This window comes from Dechloromonas sp. ARDL1 (assembly GCF_051122455.1).
GTDB lineage: Bacteria > Pseudomonadota > Gammaproteobacteria > Burkholderiales > Rhodocyclaceae > Azonexus.
In genome coordinates, this window is sequence record NZ_CP168939.1 from 2852244 (window position 1) to 2869890 (window position 17647).

The 17647-nt window shown below is 58.1% G+C and carries 16 protein-coding genes, 1 tRNA gene, 2 pseudogenes and 1 other annotated feature; of the genes and pseudogenes, 8 read left to right on the forward strand and 11 right to left on the reverse strand.

Features of this window, described 5'->3' with window-relative positions; all coding sequences use genetic code 11:
- Positions 1–50 precede the first annotated feature (50 nt).
- Both AB6Q56_RS14055 and AB6Q56_RS14060 read left to right on the forward strand, forming a co-directional pair.
- Positions 51–2108: a M3 family metallopeptidase gene (locus tag AB6Q56_RS14055; protein WP_434513742.1), complete on the forward strand. Its 2058-nt coding sequence runs from the start codon at positions 51–53 to the stop codon at positions 2106–2108.
- A 24-nt stretch (positions 2109–2132) separates the two neighbouring features.
- Entirely contained in the window at positions 2133–2618 is a 486-nt protein-coding gene (locus AB6Q56_RS14060) for a glutaredoxin family protein (protein WP_434513743.1), read from the forward strand.
- A 202-nt stretch (positions 2619–2820) separates the two neighbouring features.
- On the opposite strand, the gene AB6Q56_RS14065 is transcribed toward AB6Q56_RS14060, so the two are convergent.
- A tRNA-OTHER gene (locus AB6Q56_RS14065) sits at positions 2821–2936 on the reverse strand.
- Positions 2937–3675: 739 nt separating this feature from the next.
- Positions 3676–4734, reverse strand: coding sequence for a hypothetical protein (locus AB6Q56_RS14070; RefSeq protein ID WP_434513744.1), 1059 nt, complete (start codon positions 4732–4734; stop codon positions 3676–3678).
- Here AB6Q56_RS14070 and AB6Q56_RS14075 point away from each other — a divergent pair.
- The 4 genes from AB6Q56_RS14075 to AB6Q56_RS14090 all read left to right on the forward strand — a co-directional run bounded on the left by AB6Q56_RS14075 (position 4734) and on the right by AB6Q56_RS14090 (position 8378).
- On the forward strand, positions 4734–4979 hold the full coding sequence (locus tag AB6Q56_RS14075; protein ID WP_434513745.1) for a hypothetical protein: 246 nt from the start codon (positions 4734–4736) through the stop codon (positions 4977–4979). The genes AB6Q56_RS14070 and AB6Q56_RS14075 overlap by 1 nt on opposite strands.
- Before the next feature lie 64 nt (positions 4980–5043).
- Complete coding sequence (locus AB6Q56_RS14080) at positions 5044–6903, forward strand: hypothetical protein (RefSeq protein WP_434513746.1); 1860 nt, start codon at positions 5044–5046, stop codon at positions 6901–6903.
- Positions 6900–7724 (forward strand): hypothetical protein, encoded by an 825-nt coding sequence (locus AB6Q56_RS14085; protein ID WP_434513747.1) that lies wholly within the window; start codon positions 6900–6902, stop codon positions 7722–7724. The genes AB6Q56_RS14080 and AB6Q56_RS14085 overlap by 4 nt, the downstream gene beginning before the upstream one ends.
- Positions 7725–7868: 144 nt before the next feature.
- Entirely contained in the window at positions 7869–8378 is a 510-nt protein-coding gene (locus tag AB6Q56_RS14090; RefSeq protein WP_434513748.1) for an Arm DNA-binding domain-containing protein, read from the forward strand.
- A 128-nt stretch (positions 8379–8506) separates the two neighbouring features.
- On the opposite strand, the gene istB is transcribed toward AB6Q56_RS14090, so the two are convergent.
- Both istB and istA read right to left on the reverse strand, forming a co-directional pair.
- Positions 8507–9307, reverse strand: a complete 801-nt coding sequence (gene istB / locus AB6Q56_RS14095; RefSeq protein WP_434517117.1) for an IS21-like element helper ATPase IstB — start codon at positions 9305–9307, stop codon at positions 8507–8509.
- A complete protein-coding gene (gene istA, locus AB6Q56_RS14100; RefSeq protein ID WP_434517118.1) occupies positions 9297–10793 on the reverse strand; it encodes an IS21 family transposase in 1497 nt (498 codons plus the stop codon). The genes istB and istA overlap by 11 nt, the downstream gene beginning before the upstream one ends.
- Before the next feature lie 89 nt (positions 10794–10882).
- Positions 10883–11002: a sequence feature (AL1L pseudoknot), on the forward strand.
- Between istA and AB6Q56_RS14105 the strand changes: the two are divergent.
- A pseudogene (locus tag AB6Q56_RS14105) lies at positions 10910–11839 on the forward strand (IS3 family transposase); the annotation flags it as partial. (Overlaps the previous feature by 93 nt.)
- 34 nt (positions 11840–11873) lie before the next feature.
- Here the strand turns inward: AB6Q56_RS14105 and AB6Q56_RS14110 are convergent.
- From AB6Q56_RS14110 to AB6Q56_RS14120, 3 genes and pseudogenes are all read right to left on the reverse strand, one after another.
- Positions 11874–12691, reverse strand: a pseudogene (locus AB6Q56_RS14110) (IS3 family transposase); the annotation flags it as partial.
- A 37-nt stretch (positions 12692–12728) separates the two neighbouring features.
- The gene (locus AB6Q56_RS14115; RefSeq protein WP_434513749.1) at positions 12729–13433 is read right to left on the reverse strand and encodes an alpha/beta fold hydrolase; all 705 of its coding nucleotides are present in this window, start codon (positions 13431–13433) and stop codon (positions 12729–12731) included.
- A 36-nt stretch (positions 13434–13469) separates the two neighbouring features.
- A complete protein-coding gene (locus tag AB6Q56_RS14120) occupies positions 13470–13913 on the reverse strand; it encodes a PaaI family thioesterase (protein ID WP_434513750.1) in 444 nt (147 codons plus the stop codon).
- A gap of 183 nt (positions 13914–14096) precedes the next feature.
- On the opposite strand from AB6Q56_RS14120, the gene AB6Q56_RS14125 reads away from it, so the two are divergent.
- A complete protein-coding gene (locus AB6Q56_RS14125; RefSeq protein WP_434513751.1) occupies positions 14097–14786 on the forward strand; it encodes a DJ-1/PfpI family protein in 690 nt (229 codons plus the stop codon).
- Here AB6Q56_RS14125 and AB6Q56_RS14130 read toward each other — a convergent pair.
- Genes AB6Q56_RS14130 through AB6Q56_RS14145 form a run of 4 tightly spaced genes read right to left on the reverse strand, consistent with a single transcriptional unit; the run spans position 14766 to position 17622 of the window.
- Positions 14766–15359 (reverse strand): plasmid pRiA4b ORF-3 family protein, encoded by a 594-nt coding sequence (locus AB6Q56_RS14130; protein ID WP_434513752.1) that lies wholly within the window; start codon positions 15357–15359, stop codon positions 14766–14768. The two genes, AB6Q56_RS14125 and AB6Q56_RS14130, sit on opposite strands and share 21 nt — an antisense overlap.
- A gap of 1 nt (position 15360) precedes the next feature.
- Positions 15361–16896 (reverse strand): IS66 family transposase, encoded by a 1536-nt coding sequence (gene tnpC / locus AB6Q56_RS14135; RefSeq protein WP_434513753.1) that lies wholly within the window; start codon positions 16894–16896, stop codon positions 15361–15363.
- A gap of 52 nt (positions 16897–16948) precedes the next feature.
- The gene (gene tnpB / locus AB6Q56_RS14140) at positions 16949–17296 is read right to left on the reverse strand and encodes an IS66 family insertion sequence element accessory protein TnpB (RefSeq protein ID WP_434513754.1); all 348 of its coding nucleotides are present in this window, start codon (positions 17294–17296) and stop codon (positions 16949–16951) included.
- Complete coding sequence (locus AB6Q56_RS14145; protein WP_434517123.1) at positions 17293–17622, reverse strand: transposase; 330 nt, start codon at positions 17620–17622, stop codon at positions 17293–17295. Before AB6Q56_RS14145 ends, tnpB begins: the two co-directional genes overlap by 4 nt.
- Positions 17623–17647: the final 25 nt, after the last annotated feature.

Here is a 17647-nt window from a genome sequence, read left to right on the forward strand (position 1 = left end):
GCCAATCCACGGGCGGCGCAGACCGCCCGTTTTTTATTGCCCCGACGACCATGACCCAAGCCAACAATCCGCTGCTCGACTTCACCGACCTGCCCCGCTTCGACCTGATCCAGCCGGAACACGTCAAGCCGGCCATCGAGTCCCTGCTCGCCGACGGCCGCGCACTGATCGACAAACTCACTGGCGATGCCTCCCCGGTCACCTGGGCCGATTTTGCCGGTGCGCTCTCGGACGGCCTGGAGGGCTTCGGCCGCGCCTGGGGCATTGTCGGCCACCTGCACTCGGTCAATGACGTGCCGGCCTGGCGCGAAGCGTATAACGAGATGCTGCCCGAGGTGTCGCGCTTCTATACCGAACTCGGCCAGAATCTGAAGTTGTTCGACAAGTACCGCGCCCTCAAGGCAAGCCCGGAATACGCCACGCTGAGCGCCGAACGTCGAAAGATCATCGACAACGAGATTCGCGATTTCCGCCTTAGCGGCGCCGAGTTGCCGGAAGACCAGAAGCCGCGCTACCAGGCAATCATGGAAGAGCTTTCGCAACTGGCCGCCAAGTTCTCCGAAAACCTGCTGGATGCCACCAACGCCTTCGCCGAGGTGGTCACCGACGAAGCCGTGCTGGCCGGCCTGCCCGGCTACGCCAAGGACGCGGCCCGTGAAGTCGCCGAGAAGGCCGGTGTCGATGGCTGGAAATTCACGCTGCACGCACCGTCCTACGGCCCGGTCATGCAATACGCCGAGAACCGCGAACTGCGCCAGCGCATGTACCGCGCCTACGCCACGCGCGCCGCCGAGATCGACAACGGCTACTCCAAGCCGGAATGGGACAACGGCCCACTGATGCAGCGCATCCTCGAACTGCGCGCCGAAGATGCCCAAATGTTGGGCTTCAAGAGTTTCGCCGAGGTCTCGCTGCTGCCCAAGATGGCCGACACGCCGCAACAGGTGCTCGCCTTCCTGCGTGACATGGCCAAGAAAGCCAAGCCCTTCGCCGAGAAGGACATGGCCGAATTGCTCGCCTTCGCCAAGGACGAGCTGGGCATTGCCGACTTCCAGCCGTGGGATGCCGCCTTCGTCTCCGAAAAGCTGCAACAGGCGCGCTACGCCTTCTCCGCCCAGGAGGTGAAGCAGTACTTCACCGAGCCCAAGGTTGTCGCCGGCCTGTTCAAGGTCATCGAGAGCCTGTTTACCGTCAAGGTCAAGGAAGACAAGGCACCGGTGTGGCACGAGGACGTGCGCTTCTACCGCATCGAGACGCTGGCCGGCGATCTGGTCGGCCAGTTCTACATGGACCTCTACGCCCGCGAGACCAAGCGTGGCGGCGCCTGGATGGACGAGGCCCGCTCGCGCAAGCGCACTGCCAACGGCATCCAGAAGCCCATCGCCTACCTGAACTGCAACTTCGCCCGCCCGGTCGGCGGCAAACCCGCCACCTTCACCCACGATGAAGTCATTACCCTGTTCCATGAAGCCGGCCACGGCCTGCACCACCTGCTGACGCGCGGCGAGGAACTGGGCGTTTCCGGCATCCACGGGGTCGAATGGGATGCCGTCGAGCTGCCGTCGCAGTTCATGGAAAACTACTGCTGGGAATGGGAAGTCCTGCAGGACATGACAGCCCACGTCGACACCGGAGAACCGCTGCCGCGCGCGCTGTACGACAAGATGCTGGCCGCCAAGAACTTCCAGAGCGGCATGATGACCGTGCGCCAGCTCGAATTCTCGATCTTCGACATGCGCCTGCACTGCGAATTCGACCCGAAGGGTGCGAAATCGGTGATGGATCTGATCGACGAAGTCCGCCAGGAAGTCGCCGTGCTGACCCCGCCCGCCTGGCATCGCTTCCCGAACAGCTTCTCGCACATCTTCGGCGGCGGCTACGCGGCCGGCTACTACAGCTACAAGTGGGCCGAAGTCCTGTCGGCCGATTGCTACGCCGCCTTTGAGGAAGCTGGCAGCCCGTTCGATGCCACCGTCGGCAAGCGCTATCTCGACGAAATCCTCTCCAAGGGCGGCTCCCGCCCGGCGCTGGAAAACTTCAAGGCTTTCCGTGGCCGTGAACCGAGCCCCGACGCGCTGCTGCGCCATAGCGGTATGATTGCAGCCTGAGCGGTTCACGGGGAGAGAACGATAATGCGTTACCTGCTGACACTGTGCCTGCTTCTGGCAGGCCCGGCGGCCATGGCCGAAACCTACAAATGGATAGAAGGCGGCAAGACCATCATTTCGGACTCGCCGCCACCGGGCAGGGCCAAGGCGGTGACCAAGACGGGCACCGCAGACGAACCGGGCGACAGCCTGCCCTTTGCCACCAGGAAGGCGATGGAAGCCTTCCCGGTGACGCTATTCACCACCGCCGACTGCATCAGCGAATGCAAGCAGGCGCGCGATCTGCTGAATGCCCGAGGCGTCCCGTTCACGGAAAAAATGATCCAGAAGCCCGAAGAAGCCGAAGAGCTGAAGCAGCTGGTCGGCGATCTCTTCGTGCCCTCCATCAAGGTGGGAAGTCAGAAATTTCGCGGCATTGAAGCCGGCGCCTACCACAACCTGCTCGACCTAGCCGGTTACCCGAAAACAGCCCCTTACGGTAGCAAACCCTCCGGCGGCCCGAGCCGGTGAAAATCGTCGCCTGAGGCATCAAAACAGCTTGGCACGCGGCCAAGGCAACGGAAGAGGCGTCTGATAGGTTTGACAACCGCCAGGCGGTATTCGCACCGGCCCACGCACATCGCAAGGGAGTGCGGAAATTCAACCGATCAGCGCCTTGTCGTCGCAGAAACGACTAGGGCCAGCATAAGCTGGCCCTAACTCGTTGAATCTTTGGTGGTGATGGGCAGAATCGAACTGCCGACCTATGGGTTATGAAAACTTAAAACTCGAGATTGGCGAAGCAAGAAAATGCTCCCTTATGCCCAATGCTTCCAAGCCTATCCAGCCCGGTAGAACGAGCGGAGTTCTAAAATCTCACGGCCCGATTAGACGCAGTTGCTTTGGGTTTGACCTAGCGGTGACCAGAGCGTGACCAGAAGCCGGCTTGCAACGCGATCTGGCAAGAACGCCTTACGCGCAGGCAGCGATTGAAACAGGCTCTCCCACTTCATGTTCGTTATTGGGCGTCACGGTGCTCGTACCGCTGTTCCTCCATGGCGGCCAGGGCGCCGGAGGGAATCGAAATCAAGGTGCATTTCACAAAGAAGCAGGGTGCGCCAGTGAAATTTTGTACCTGCGGATGCTCCTGGTGAGGCTGCGGCCGTTCGGGAACTTGATCTTCGTAAGAAATACCACACCCATTGCTTACGGGCGATGGCAAGCTACGCAAACAAGCGACCAAGGATGGTATTCAGGTATTCGGCGTACTCTGGCTACTGGACCAGCTTGTCGCTCACGCCATCATTGCGCCAACCCGGGCGGCTGAAGCACTGCGAGCCATGCTTGAGCATGGTGCCCGCTTACCTCCAACTGAATGCCATCAACGTCTGCAACTGTGGCAATAGGGTAATGCTACCCATGGGGGTATAACAAAGAAGTTACTCGGCCAGCACTTCCCAAAAAACGCCGCTCGCACAGGCGGTTTCCATCGTTTACGGGGTGCTATCCGGGAGAAAACTCAGCGTAGAAATTTCGCTTTTACCGCGAACGATTTCTCCAATGCGCGCCTCCCTAGCTAGACATTACCTTATCTGCGTGCGCGGCTAAGCCCCTGCCAGGTAGGTAACGAATTTCCTGCTCCCTCTGTCTTTTTCATCGCCTGACGAATTCCGCGTGAAGCCTTGGCCAGAAGATCATGCAATTGATTGTCACCCTGATCGTCGTTGCAGTAGATATCGGGCAGAGGACAGCTAACTGCGTAGTCAATTGGTAACCACAGATCATGGCGGGTCCTAAAACGTCGCCCCTGAAGGTTGACCTCAACCACTTGGGACTGATCAATCATAGTAAAACCCGATGGCAGGTTCAGATTTGGGGGCTTACCCGCATCATCTCGCCGATTTTTCCTGAAAAACTGGCGCAATTCATCGCCCCAATCACTTCTAGCGGTCGAAATCGGCAACACCAGATAGCGTGCTGTATCCAAAGAGACTGCTTTAATCCTTTTTGAGGCCATCGCCACCAACTTCTGGGCGATAAGCAATACATCCGCCGCATTTACTGCATGTCGAATGATGTGGTGAACCAGAGTTTCACTTCTACGCTCGAACCCGATAATCAGGGTCCCAATCAGGATTTCCTTATCTCCCGAGTCGCAAATAATCGGTGCTGTGGCGATACAACAAACCATGGCGTCGACCTCTTCCATCGCCGCAATCCGCATACGGCGGTTTTGGCGTTCTTCCAGGGAATGCATCTTGGATAGCCAATGGCTAATTATTTCCAGAGTTGGCGGATAACGGCGATCAACCTGGGTAGGGTCCGCAGGATAGGCCGCTAGTGCCGCCCGAGCCCAGACGAGAAGCCGTTCTGGCGGTAGATGCGACATATCCATGAAGGCCAAAAACGGATCGCGCCAAATGGGATTCAGAACGCGATCTGCGTCTGCTTCAAGATTGAGATTGTCGATGTCAGGGGTTGGGCTGTCTAGCACAGTTCCATTGCCGCTCAAGTAGCTGTCAAACTTTTTGGCAAGTTTGGCAGTTTCCCAATCGAAGATACAGCGTCTATATCGTGACGTCCGTTCTTCAAATTTCTCCGAAGGACGGCTCGGCGGAGCTTGTTCCGCCATAAGGAGAACAGCCAATGGCTATTTGTATCCTCCGATTCCCGAATGGTGGCGGGTGCCGCACTTGGGTAATCGCAAACGTCACCACCGTTGAAAGCGGCGTCGCCTGTCATGATAGCAACGGCAACCTGCTTGGCAAGGTGGAAACCCCTGATCCGCTCGCTCAGCAGCGTGTTGCCGAGGCCATCATGGATTGCCTCGACGCTGGCAAGGGCTTCAAACAGCCCGATTGGGAAAAGCTGATCCGCGGCGTCACCGCGTAAGCGATGACCCGTGCCCCCGATGCCCGCCAGGGCATCGGGGTCTTCAGCCCCGAGGAGATCCATCTTGGAATTCATCCGTACCGAATCCCAAACAGACAAGCCCTTTGCGATCGATTATTGCCTGATCGAGGCCGAAGGCAAGCACCCCCGAGCGCTCGATCAGCTCGCTGATGACGAAGTCCTAGACGCTCTGGCCGAGAATCACATCGCCGAGGCCATAGCCCGGATTGGTCGCCCCGACCCTGGCCACCCACTGCTCGGCACGGGCGATACTTTTTACGGCGCATATGATGCCGAATGGACGCCGATCACGGACAGCGTCCTTGGTGTCGATTCCTACCAGTTTTATTTTAGCGGCATCGGCGGCGATCTCGCCGTCATCTGCTACCCGAACTCGCCGGCCGTCGATGACCGTCTCACCCTCGCCGAAATGCTCGGCGAAGTCGTTCGACTGGCCCTCGCCACCGGCTGCCTCATCGCTGCTCCGAAGGCATTGGAACTGGCCGGCTTCAGTTTGCGTAGTGACCTGGCTGTCACCGCTGACCTGCCTGTCTATAAGCGCCGCCTGACCAATGTCGGTGGCAAGGTCGCAACGGCGACGGGCGACATCGACTTCGAGATCGTCCACAAACTCAAAGACGTTAAACGCATGATGACCCCGCCGGCGGTGAGCATCCAGCAAGGCGAAGCCTGCTTCATCATCTCGACCCGCTTCGTTGATATTGCCTTGCATGCCCCGCCGCGCGCGGCGCTGGCTAACCTTGGCGAGTCCCTGGGTATCAAGAAGCTCGAACTCGAGAAGGACCTGCCCGGCTACAAGAAGTCGTGCATGAGTGCCGTAAAACGCGACCATTTCGACTATTTTAGGCACTACGGCATCCGCGATGCCGAGATCACCTTGCTGTACTGGCTGCGCATCATTGCTTTCGCCAAAGAGGTGGTCGGTGTCGATGACCCGCGTGTTTCATCCGGTGCGCTGGCGGTGACCTACTGCCTCCAATCGATGGAAGAAGCCGGGCTGGACTATACCGCGCTCTTTGACGTCCACGAAAAGGACGTCATCGAGTGGGATGTATCAACTGGCCGGCGCCGTACTCGTCAACGGATGGTCGTCGGTGGTGAGCGTGCCTTCCACGAGCATTTCGCCATCGAAGGTTTTCATGGTGGCCGCAACGAATGCTTTCAGTGTGGCCCCAGCGACCTTGATCAGTGGATCGACGTCGATCTGGTCGGTGCCTACACGACCGGCATGGTTTCGGTGCGCCGAATCGCCTTCAGCCAGTCATTTGAGACCCGTCGCCTCAAGGATTTCCTCGGCGACGTCCTGGGCGTTGCCTGGATCGATTTCAGTTACGAAAAGCCAGTCCGTTTTCCCGGGCTGGCGGTTCGATCCGAGGAGCGCGGGCTGATTTACTGTCTCGCCGGGCAGACCTATGCAACCGCTCCGGAGATCGCCCTTGCGGTCAGTCAGGGTTGCACGATCACGATCCGGCGAGGCGTCATCTGGCTTTGGGAGGATGACCCCGACGATATCCGCATCTTCGAGCCCTTCGTCCGCAAGATTCGGGCACTGCGCAAGGGCTACGCACATGATCCAGTCTTCGAAGAATATGCCAAATTGCTGGGCAATTCGGTTTATGGCAAAACAGCCCAAAGTCTTCGCGACCGCAAAGCCTTCGAGTTGGCCACGCTGGAAAGCCGCAAGATCGGCCCGTCGGCCCTAACCAACGCAGCCATCGCCGCACATGTCACCGGATTCGTCCGGGCGGTCATCGGCGAACTTCTGCACCGCATTCCGGCGCACCGCGTGGTGGCCTCAGTCACGACCGATGGTTTTCTGACTAATGCCCGCGAGGACGAAATCGACCTGTCCGGCACGCTCTGTCAGCGCTATCTGGACCTCTGCCGGCGGGTGGAAGCATGACCCAGATGCTCAAGGTCAAACATGCTGCCATCCAGGTTTTGCCAATGCGTACCAGGGCGGTCGCAACGCTGATGATCGATACGGTCACCGAAGCGAAGTACGGCACCCTGCTCGCCAAAGGCTCAATCTCACCGCCGGAGTCGGTCCAGGATCGTAACGATTACATGGTTCAGCTCTACGTCAACCGCGAGCCTGGCCAGAAAACGATGACCCGGCCCTTTGTGTCCATTCGCGACCAGATGGTGCATGGCCGCGATGTCGTACGCCTGGAAAGGCTGACAACGATGAATCTCGAATTCGACTTCAAGCGCCGGCCGATCAATCCCCAGATGGTGAAATACCCCGGCGGCGAGCATCTGGCCTTTGACACGGTGCCATGGCCGAACCTGATGGAAGCGGAACTCGCCCGCAACCTCTTCGATGCGTGGCGTGAGCGGCGCTGTCTGAAAAACCTCGACGACTGGGTCGATTGGCAGGATTTCTACCTGTCACACCGCGCCTTGACCTTGACTCGCCGGGCGAAGAAAGGCCACGGCTTGCAGGTAACCAAGGACGGTAGCCCCGGCATTTTGCAGCGTGTCTTCTTGCGGGCCTATGTCCGAGAGAAATGGGGGCTGCAGCGGACCTTGTCGAATGCCGAGCTCGCCAAGCTGGTGAGCGCTTGCGGCTGTGACACCAGCGAGTTCGATGTCAAGAACGCCAGCAAAGGAGCACTGGTTGAGGGCGTTGTCCCACGCACGCCGCGCACCGAAGCTATGTGGAAGAAACTGACCCGGCGCTTTCCAGGGCTATCGGTCAAGCCGTTCTTTTTTGAGGGCTGATGCCGTGACCGCCATAAACACGATTACCCGTCGTTACCGCCATCGCCCGCCAAGCAGGCGGTGCTCGCAGAGCATCGCTTGCTTGGCCCAGGTAGGGCTTACGCGTCAGCGTAAGTCCGTATTTCAAGTCCAAGCGGAGTTGTCATGAAACCGCGCAAGTATTCCTTTGAAACGATCATTCCTTTTACGGTTGCCCGCCTGCGTCAAGAGGCCGAGCGGGTGTGTGAGCAGGGACTCGAGCAAGTCCAGTTCACCTCAAAAACCGACCCCGGTCTGCAGGCCATGATTTATGGCACGGGCCGCATCGTGTTCTATTCACGATATGCCTATCTACGTCGCCCTTACCGTGACTGGATAGGCGAACTTGGTCTGATCTCGATTGACCAGGCCAGGCAGAAGCACCACGCAAACCGTGTGCTCGCTGCTCAAGGGCAAAATCCGCGTCATCCCAAAACCAGTCCCATGCTGTTCAAGCAACTGTACTGGGATCACTACGTCGTCCAATGTCAGAGCCGGGGTAAGAAAACCCTGCATACCGATCACAGCCGCTATACCCACTGGATCGGCCCCGAGTTCGCGGACATGGCCGTCGAGGACTGTCGGCGCGCGTTTAAATTTGACCACCTGTGCGCGTTGAATTTTGACCAGGTGTGATAGCCACCTGACATAGGTGGGCTTGTGGATAAGTGTAGCTCAGAACAACTGATTTCCGAGCCACGACGAATGCGTTGGGAAAGCCGTGGAGGACGGAGTCCGGAACGGATTTCCCAACGCGGCCTCGATCAGAACGGATCTGCTTCGGGTGGATTTCCCCGCTTGCTCTGCTCCCGCGCCTTGATCCTCGACTTGGCCGTTGCCGTGCTGTGCCGGAAGCGAAACGACTCATTCCCGGTCTCGACGATATGGCAGTGATGCGTCAGCCGGTCGAGCAAGGCAGTGGTCATCTTGGCATCGCCAAAGACGCTCGGCCATTCGGCGAAGGTCAGATTGGTCGTGATCATCACACTGGTGTGCTCGTAGAGTTTCGACAGCAAGTGGAACAGCAAGGCGCCACCGGCCTGACTGAACGGCAAATAGCCCAACTCATCGAGGATGACCAGATCCATGCGCAGCAGCCCCAAGGCAATCCGCCCGGCTTTGCCAGCAGCCTTCTCCTGTTCCAGCGCATTGACCAGATCAACCGTCGAGAAGAAACGCACCCGCTTGCTGTGATGGGTAATGCCCGAGACACCCAGCGCCGTCGCGAGGTGGGTCTTGCCAGTGCCCGTGCCACCAATGAACACGACGTTCTGGGCTTCCTCGGCAAAGGAGAGGTCGGCCAGTTGCCGGATCAGCTTCTGATCCACCTTCGATTGTTCGAAGTCGAATCCGGCCAGATCACGATGTACCGGGAAGCGGGCCGCATGCATCTGATAGCCAATCGAACGCATCACTCGATCAGTATGCTCGGCTTGCAGTAGATGTTCGATCAGCCAACGTGAGGCTTCGACACGGCTGCTACCGTTGGCTGTCAGCTCCTCCCAGGCACCGGCCATGCCGTGCAAACGCAGTTCCTTGAACTCGCTCATCAGCTCACGCATGATCAGTCACCTCGGTACGCAAGCGGTCATAGCGGCCGGTATCGGCAATCGGTACTTCGCTGAGGGTGAGTGGCGTTTCCACCGGTGGCGGCATGGGACCCGACTTCAGGCGGTTGAGCATGTTCTCGATGTGCTCGGCACTGGGTAGGCCGGACTCCAGCACCAGATCGACGGCAACCAGCACCGCTTCCAGATCAAACTGCGAAATTGCCGATAGCACTTTGGCCATCACCCGATCACCACCTTCCCGGCGCAGGAGCAAGCTGCGTAATCGTTGCAATGGCTCCGGCATGTCGGCAAACGGCGCGCCATTTCTCAAGGCCCCTGGCTTGCGTTCGATCAGCGGGATGTAGTGCTGCCAGTCGTAGAGGGTTTGCTGCCGACTGAAGTTGCGGGGATGACTGGCCACCCGAGTATCGTGCGCCACAATGTCGATCCGTTCCGGATAAAGACGCAGGCTGACGGCTTGGCCCACCAGTTCGCACGGTACCGAGTAGCGGTTGCGATCCAGCGTCACCAGGCAGGTGCTCGATACCTTGCCCAAGGTTTCGACGTAGCCATCGAAGGATGCGACCATCGGCATCAGGCTCGGTTGTTCGTGTTCGAGCATCTCGGCCACTGTCAGGTCAGCGTACTCGGGATGACGCAATTCCTGCCACAGCCCCCGGCAGCGCTCGAGCAGCCAGACGTTCAGTTCGGTGAATGAACTGAATCGCTCCTTGCCGGCATCCTGCCAGAGACGGAGCCGACTATCCTGGACGTTCTTCTCGACGACGCCTTTCTCCCAGCCGCTGGCGACATTGCAGAAATCCGGATCAAACAGGTAGTGGGAGGCCATCGCCGAGAAGCGCGAATTGACGATGCGGGATTTGCCTTTCTGCACCTTATCCACGGCCGTCTTCATATTGTCGTAGATGCCGCGCCGGGGAATGCCACCCAGCGCCGCAAACGAGCGGGTATGGGCATCGAACAGCATCTCGTGACCTTGCGTCGGATAGGCTTGAACGACAAAGGCCCGACTGGCGCAGAGTTTCAGATGTGAGGCGAGAATCTTGCGCCAGACCCCGCCAATGACCAGATGCTCTTCGCTCCAGTCGAACTGGAAGGCTTCGCCCAACTCGAAGTGGAGCGGAACGAAGGCTTTACTGACGGCTGCACCGCCATCGGCCCGCCAGCGCCGGATGAATTCGGTGACCCGGCAGTAGGTACCGGTGAATCCGGCGGCCTGCAATTCGCCAAACAGTTTCAGTGCTGTGCGCCGATCCCGTTTCGGACGGCGGGCATCCGCCTCCAGTGCCTTGATCAGGCGCGCCGCATACGGGGCAATCTTGATGTTCGGGTTCTGCCGTTCGTACTTCGGCTCCGCCCCTTCCGGTGTCCGTAACCAACGTTTGACGGTGTTCCGGCTATACCCCGTCTTCCGCGAAATCTCGGACAGCGATAGGCCATCCCGATAAAACAACCGCCGAATCCTTCCCAGATCCTTCATGGTGATCATCTCCTAAAATCCTGCTCAAAAAATGAGCGGACGAGTTAATCACCCTGGTCAATTTTCAGCGCGCACACCCCCACTTTTCTGGTCAGTTTTCAACGAGCGTCAACACTCGACCGCCTCAAGAAGAAGTGAGGACATTTATTGACCGGCACCGGGAGACATATGGGGTCGAGCCGCTCTGCAAGCTATTGCAGGTTGCCCCGTCTGGCTATTGGCGTCACGCTGCCCGGCAACGCAATCCTTCCCTGCGGAGCGCCAGGGCGCAACGGGATGAATTGCTGATTCCTCAGATTCAACGGGTTTGGCAGGCCAATTTCCAAGTCTATGGTGTCCGCAAGGTTTGGCGGCAATTGCTCCGTGAGGGAACGCCCGTGGCGCGTTGCACGGTCGAACGGCTGATGAAGCATCTTGGCCTGGAAGGCGTCAGGCGCGGCAAGATCATGCAAACGACCTTCAGCGACACCCGTACGCCTTGCCCGCTGGATCGGGTGAATCGCCAGTTCAAGGCCGAGCGCCCGAACCAACTGTGGGTCTCTGATTTTACGTATGTCTCTACTTGGCAGGGATTTGTCTATGTCGCCTTTGTGATTGATGTCTTCGCTCGTCGTATCGTCGGCTGGCGTGTCAGCAGGTCAATGCGTACCGATTTTGTCCTCGATGCGCTTGAGCAGGCGCTGTATGACCGACAGCCCAAGCGTGACGGGGCACTGATTCATCACTCAGACAGGGGAAGCCAGTACGTTTCCATCCGCTACACCGAGCGGCTGGCCGAAGCAGGCATCGAGCCCTCTGTCGGCAGCAAAGGCGACTCTTACGATAATGCCCTGGCTGAAACCATCAACGGCCTCTACAAAGCCGAATTGGTTTATCACCGGGGCCCCTGGAAAACCATCGAGTCCCTGGAGCTGGCCACCCTGACTTGGGTGACTTGGTTCAATCACACTCGACTCCTCGAGCCCATCGGAAACATCCCGCCCGCCGAGGCGGAGGAACGGTACTATTCACAATCCCTTGTGCAGGCAACGACCGCCTGCACTTAAACCTCGGAGCCTCTACGAAACCCGGGGCGATTCAACAGAATTCCTTGCCGTTATCCGTTCTGATCGCCTTGGGCAGCCCGCGTATTTTGGCCAACTGATCGAGGGTTCGCGTGAGTTGCATGCCGCCCATCGCTCGCTCCGGAACAATTGCTACCGCTTCATGCGTGGCGTCATCGACGATGGTCAGGCTCTTGATGACTCGCCCTTCCGCCGTCCGGTCGAACACGAAATCCATCGACCAGACCTGATTGGCGGCCAGCGGGCGTTCCAGAGGATGACGGTCAGCCATCGGAATCTTTTTGCGCTTTCGCCTTCTGACTTGCAGACCGGCCTCGGCGTAGAGTCGATCCACACGCTTGTGATTCACCACCATGCCGGCCTGCCGCAGCTTTAGGTAGATCATCCCGGCCCCGTAGCGCCGATGACGTTGAGCGAGTCCGATGATCTTCTCTTTCAAGACAGCATTGCGATCCGTCGCCGGCCGGTAACGGAATGAACTCGGACTCATGCCGATTAAACGCAGTGACCTCCGCTCGCTGAGCCCCTTGTCGATCAGGTAGCGCACCAGATCACGCCGTGACGGTGCGCTCACCACTTTTTTCTCAGGGCCTCTTTCGCGATCTCATTCTCCAAGAGCGACTCGGCTAACAGTTTCTTCAGCCGGGTGTTCTCTGCTTCCAGCTCCTTTAGGCGCTTCGCGTCCGAGACGCTCATCCCGCCAAACTTGCTGCGCCAGAGGTAGTAGCTGGCTTCCGAGAAAGCGTGCTTACGGCACAACTCGGCAACCGGCATCCCCGATTCAGCTTCCCGCAGGAAGCCAATGATCTGTTCTTCAGTGAATCGCTTCTTCATGTCCAATCTCCTTGTCGTGGTGGATTGGACTCTAAAGTCAGGCGCTACTCAATTCCGGGGGGACGTCGGACCCATACTCATCATGGAGACCGTGTATGGCAAGCGCTGGACAGCTTACGAGAGGAAGGACAGTCGCAAGTGACCATGATGCAAACTCAGGTGCTAGCCATGTCTCGATCCAGGCATTGAGAATCCAGCTTGCTTTATCACCATGGTACTTCTTGAGGCGTTCAACCTGCTTTTCATCCTTGAATAACTCTTTCGCCGCCAAGATACCCTCAAGGGTTCTATCTTCAGGAAAGAACTGTGCAGCGATAGTGACCAGCGCCTCACAGGCGCCAGGAAATCGGGCAGCGCAGTTCACGGCCATGCCGCCACCCACACTGTGGCCTAACGCGATAAATTTCTGGACATCAAGTTGTTCCCGAACAATCGAAAAATAAGTCTCTGCCTCATCGGCGATGAAGTTCATCCCCAAAGTATCTAGTCGAGGTGCCGAACGGCCGAAGCCGAGTCGGTCGTAGGCAATCACCCTGCGCCCGGTCGTTGCGCTAAGCAATAACGGGAAGTCACGCCATAGCTCTACGCATCCGAGCGAATCATGGAAGAGCACGATAGGTGATTTATGCGCAAGGTAATTTGGGAGACTGGAAGGTACCCAGATGCGAGCGAAGAGCTGTCCGAGCGGATGATCCAGCCACACATCAGATGAGGTAATAGTTGAAGCAATCTGCTCTGACATTTTGAATGTCCTCTTTTTGGTCGTGGGTATGGAAACTTACGAGGGTAAAACGATCAGGCTGGATGTGGCAGAAGCGTAGAGTTTCCCTTCCAAGTCAGTCAAACGAGCTTCGGAATACGCTGCACGCCGACCGAAAGTAATGATCTTGCCTTCCGCCCGGACGAGCCCCGTTTCCTTGGTCATGGCCCGGTGATATGCGACCTTGATCTCCAGTGTTGAGAAGCTTTGTCCTGGCACCATCTTCGATAACACTGCGTACCCGCATGCGAAATCGAGCATAGTTGCCGTAAATCCACCATGAACGGTTCCTAGGGGGTTGTAGAGATGAACGTCTGGTGTCGCTTCGCATACCACCCGGCCATCTTCTGCCTCGACGAGACGAATATCGAGCGTTTCTCCTAGGCCGGCCCGACGATCCGTATCCAACATTGCTTTGAGTTGTTCCAAACCAGTTAGATGTGGGCCAATTTCGTGAAGCAAGTTCAAATTCCTAACTCCTCTGCATTCAGCATTTCAAAGTAAAAGTTTCTATTAGTTGGCCTGATCGAAGCTAACATTTATGTGTTGCTAATAGATCTTCCGATGACAGGCATAGTATTCTTCGAGCGAACTCCAGAGGAGAGCTATAAAGGCTAATTTATAGTCTGATCGGGCCAAATTGAAATGAAGAAAAATATTGCCGTTCTTATCTATGACGGTTGTTGGGGTATGAGTGTTTTTTCCGTGACCGATTTTTTTCGAATCGTGGGGTTGCTGGAAAAACACCAAGCACGTGAGCAGAGCTATCACGTCGAAGTAGTCAGTATCGATGGGAAAGACGTGCGCTCCGCCAGTGGTCACCTGCTTATCCCTGACCGAGATCTATTCCGTCCAGGGAACTATGATCTCGTGGTTATTCCAGCTATCGAGGGAATTCGACTGTCCGAAGGCTTTGAGCCAGATGAGCGTTTAGTAGCTTGGCTACGTGCGCAAAAACACACCGGCGCTCGCCTGCTATCTTTCACTACCGGGGCGTGCTTTTTAGCCGCAACAGGTCTTTGCGACTCAGTACTGATGGCCACTCATTGGGCCTTTATTCGGCCGTTGAAAAAGCGCTACCCTACATCTCAGTTTGTGGCTCATCCCTCTTGCCTTCAAGCTGATAATGTCTGGAGCACCGGATCACTCACCGGGGGCTTTGATGCATTACTGGAAATACTGGCGCAAGACTTGGGAGATCCGTTCGCACAGTTATGCGCCACCCATCTTCTGGTTTCTGCCCCAGAAACAATCAATCCCATCCTGCCAGGCCATCGTAACCACTGTAAGCGTCGTCCCGAAGCCGTCTTGAAATCAGATTTTCAGGTCGTGTAAAGCGAGGCTAATGGCGACGACGTCCACGAATGCGGGATCGAAGGCATCGCCGTGCCATTCGGACATCGACTGGTGCTCGGGATGGTTGGGGTCGGTCATGGCTGCCACGAAGTCTGCGTAACCGGGCGCGCCACCGACATCTTCCGGAGGTGTGGCATTCGCGGCTTTCAGGAGCATGGCACGGTGGCTCAATTCGGGATCGCCTGGCAATTTCTTCTCGACCTTGACCCGGTGTTCCCAGTGATCGCCGAAGTCGTAGATGTACTTGAACGAACTCATGCCGCCCAAGGCGGTTTTGAGCTGGACTCGTGTCTCCGGGCGAACTGGCTCCCAATCGAATTCGGGGTCGGGAATGCCGAAGCGCTTGCCACCAAAGTCGAACTCGTGCAAGTGGTAATCGCACCAGCCGAAGGTGACTTGCAGGACCTGATGTAGATTGCCCAGCGTGATCGACTCCGGCACCAGGATGCGCCGCCAGATGGTCGGCTTGATCCAGGCCAGCTCAATCTTCAGTTGCAGCAGATCGGGAATCTTCTTGGCTCTGGGCTTCTTCAGCGCAATGACGTTACTCATTTCAGGCAGCTTTCTGTTCAACGGTGGCGTGATCGGGGTAAAGATTCCACGGGAGTAGCTCATGAATCCGATTGATCGGATGCTCGGCAATCCGGGTCAGGACTGTCCGCAAGTAAGCCTCGGGATCAATCCCATTGAGTTTCGCGCTACCGATCAGGCAATACATGCTGGCTGCGCGCTCGCCGCCGACATCCGAGCCGCCGAACAGGTAGTTCTTTCGCCCCAAAGCGACTCCGCGTAATGCACGCTCTGCCGCATTGTTATCGATCTCGATTCGGCCATCTGCGGCATAGCGGATCAACGCAGACCAGTGATTGAGCGCATAGCTGATTGCATCGGCAAGGCCGGATTTGCGTGATATCCGCTGGCGCTGAGCGTCGAGCCAGGCATGCATGATCTTGAGCAAGGGATAGGCTTGCACTTGACGAATGACCTGCCGCTCACCGGGCGATCGGCCACGGATTTGACTTTCGACGGCATACAGCTCGGCAATCTGGGCAATGGCCTCGGCCGCGATGGGCGAAGCCTGGGCCCGATAGACATCGACGAATTTGCGCCGGACGTGCGCCCAGCAGGCGGCTTCCTGAATCTTGCCAATCTCGTACAAGGCATCGAACCCGCTATAAGCATCGGCTTGCAGGATGCCGCGGAAGGATTTCAGATGATCACGGGGATGTTGTCCCTTGCGATCTTCCGAGTAGGCAAACCAGACTGCTGGCGGATCGCCACTTCCCGCTGGGCGATCATCCCGCACATACGTCCACAGCCTTGCGGTCTTGGTTCGCCCCTTGCCCGGCGCGAGCACTGGTAACGGTGTGTCATCGGCATGTACCTTGCTGCCGCCCAGGACATAACGCCGGATCGCATCCACCAGCGGCGAGAGCAAGTCATGGCAATGTCCAACCCATTCGGCCAGGAGTGCCCTGTCCAGGTCCAGACCGCTGCGTGCATAAATGGCGCTTTGCCGATACAGCGGCAAGTGATCGCAGAACTTACCGACCAGCACGTGAGCCAACAGGGCAGGACCGGCAAAGCCGCGGGGAATCGGACGGGCGGGGGCCGCCGCTTGGGCAATGTGATCACACCGGGTGCAGGCCAGTTTCGGCCGCACATGGCGAATCACTTTGAAACTGGCTGGCACGTACTCGAGCATTTCCGAAACGTCCTCACCGAGGTGCGTAAATTGCCCGCCACAATCCGGACAGCACTCTGCCGTCGGCATATGCGTCACCGTTTCGCGGGGCGCTGTTTCCGGGAAGGGCTTGCGGTTCCTGATTCGCGGCGTGTCGGCCGGTTTATCCGGCGCGGACGATATCGGCGAAGCCGGCGTGAGCGGCAGTGGCTCGAACGCCAGCCCAAGATCGAGTTGCCCCAATTGCGCCAGCGTTTCCGATTTCTGGCCAAAGTGCAGGCGACGATACTTGGCGACGAGCAGCTTCAGACGGGCGTTCTCCTCAAGCAGCCTTTCAACCTGCTGGCGCAGCTTATCGACTTCGCAGGAAGCCTGGCTGGTAGAGGATTGGTCTGGCTTGGGCATGACCGAAGTCTACGGGAATTCAGGGGCAGTGAACAGCCCCCGCAGGCCGGCTTTACGCCGCCCGCTCGGGCTGCCAGGTACGCGCAGGACGCCGCCAGTCGATCCCTTCCAGGAGCATGGCAAGTTGGGCTTTGCTCAGATGAACTCGCCCATCGGTGGCATTCGGCCAGATGAAGCGCCCGCGTTCGAGCCGCTTGGCAAACAGGCACAGACCATCGCCATCCCACCAGAGCAGTTTGACGAGGTCGCCGCGCCGGCCACGAAACACGAAGACGTGACCGCTGAATGGGTCTGCCGCCAATTGCTCCTGGGCAATGGCAGCCAGTCCATCAAAGCCACGGCGCATATCAGTCACGCCGGCCGCCAGCCAGATCTGCGTTCCTACCGGCAGTCCGATCATTCCCTGGACGCCAGGCAATCCAGTACCAGATGCAGTGCCGAGGCCGTGACATCGCCACACACACGAACGCTGGTCTGGCCCCGGACGATCTCGATATATCCCGCCGCCGCGGTGATCGTCGCCTTGGTGGCCTTTGTGTCGCCCGCCGGTTCTGCAATTACGGGCAGGAACAGGGGCTGAGGCTGTATCCCAACGGCCTTGGAGTCGCCCTGTATCTCGAACTGCCCCGCCCGATATTGCCGCCGCCACTTGAACACCATGTTCGTGTTCAGCCCGTACCGCAGCGCTAGCTTCGCCACCGACACCCCGGGCTCGCAAGCTTCCACGGCCAATCGGCGCTTGAATTCAAGC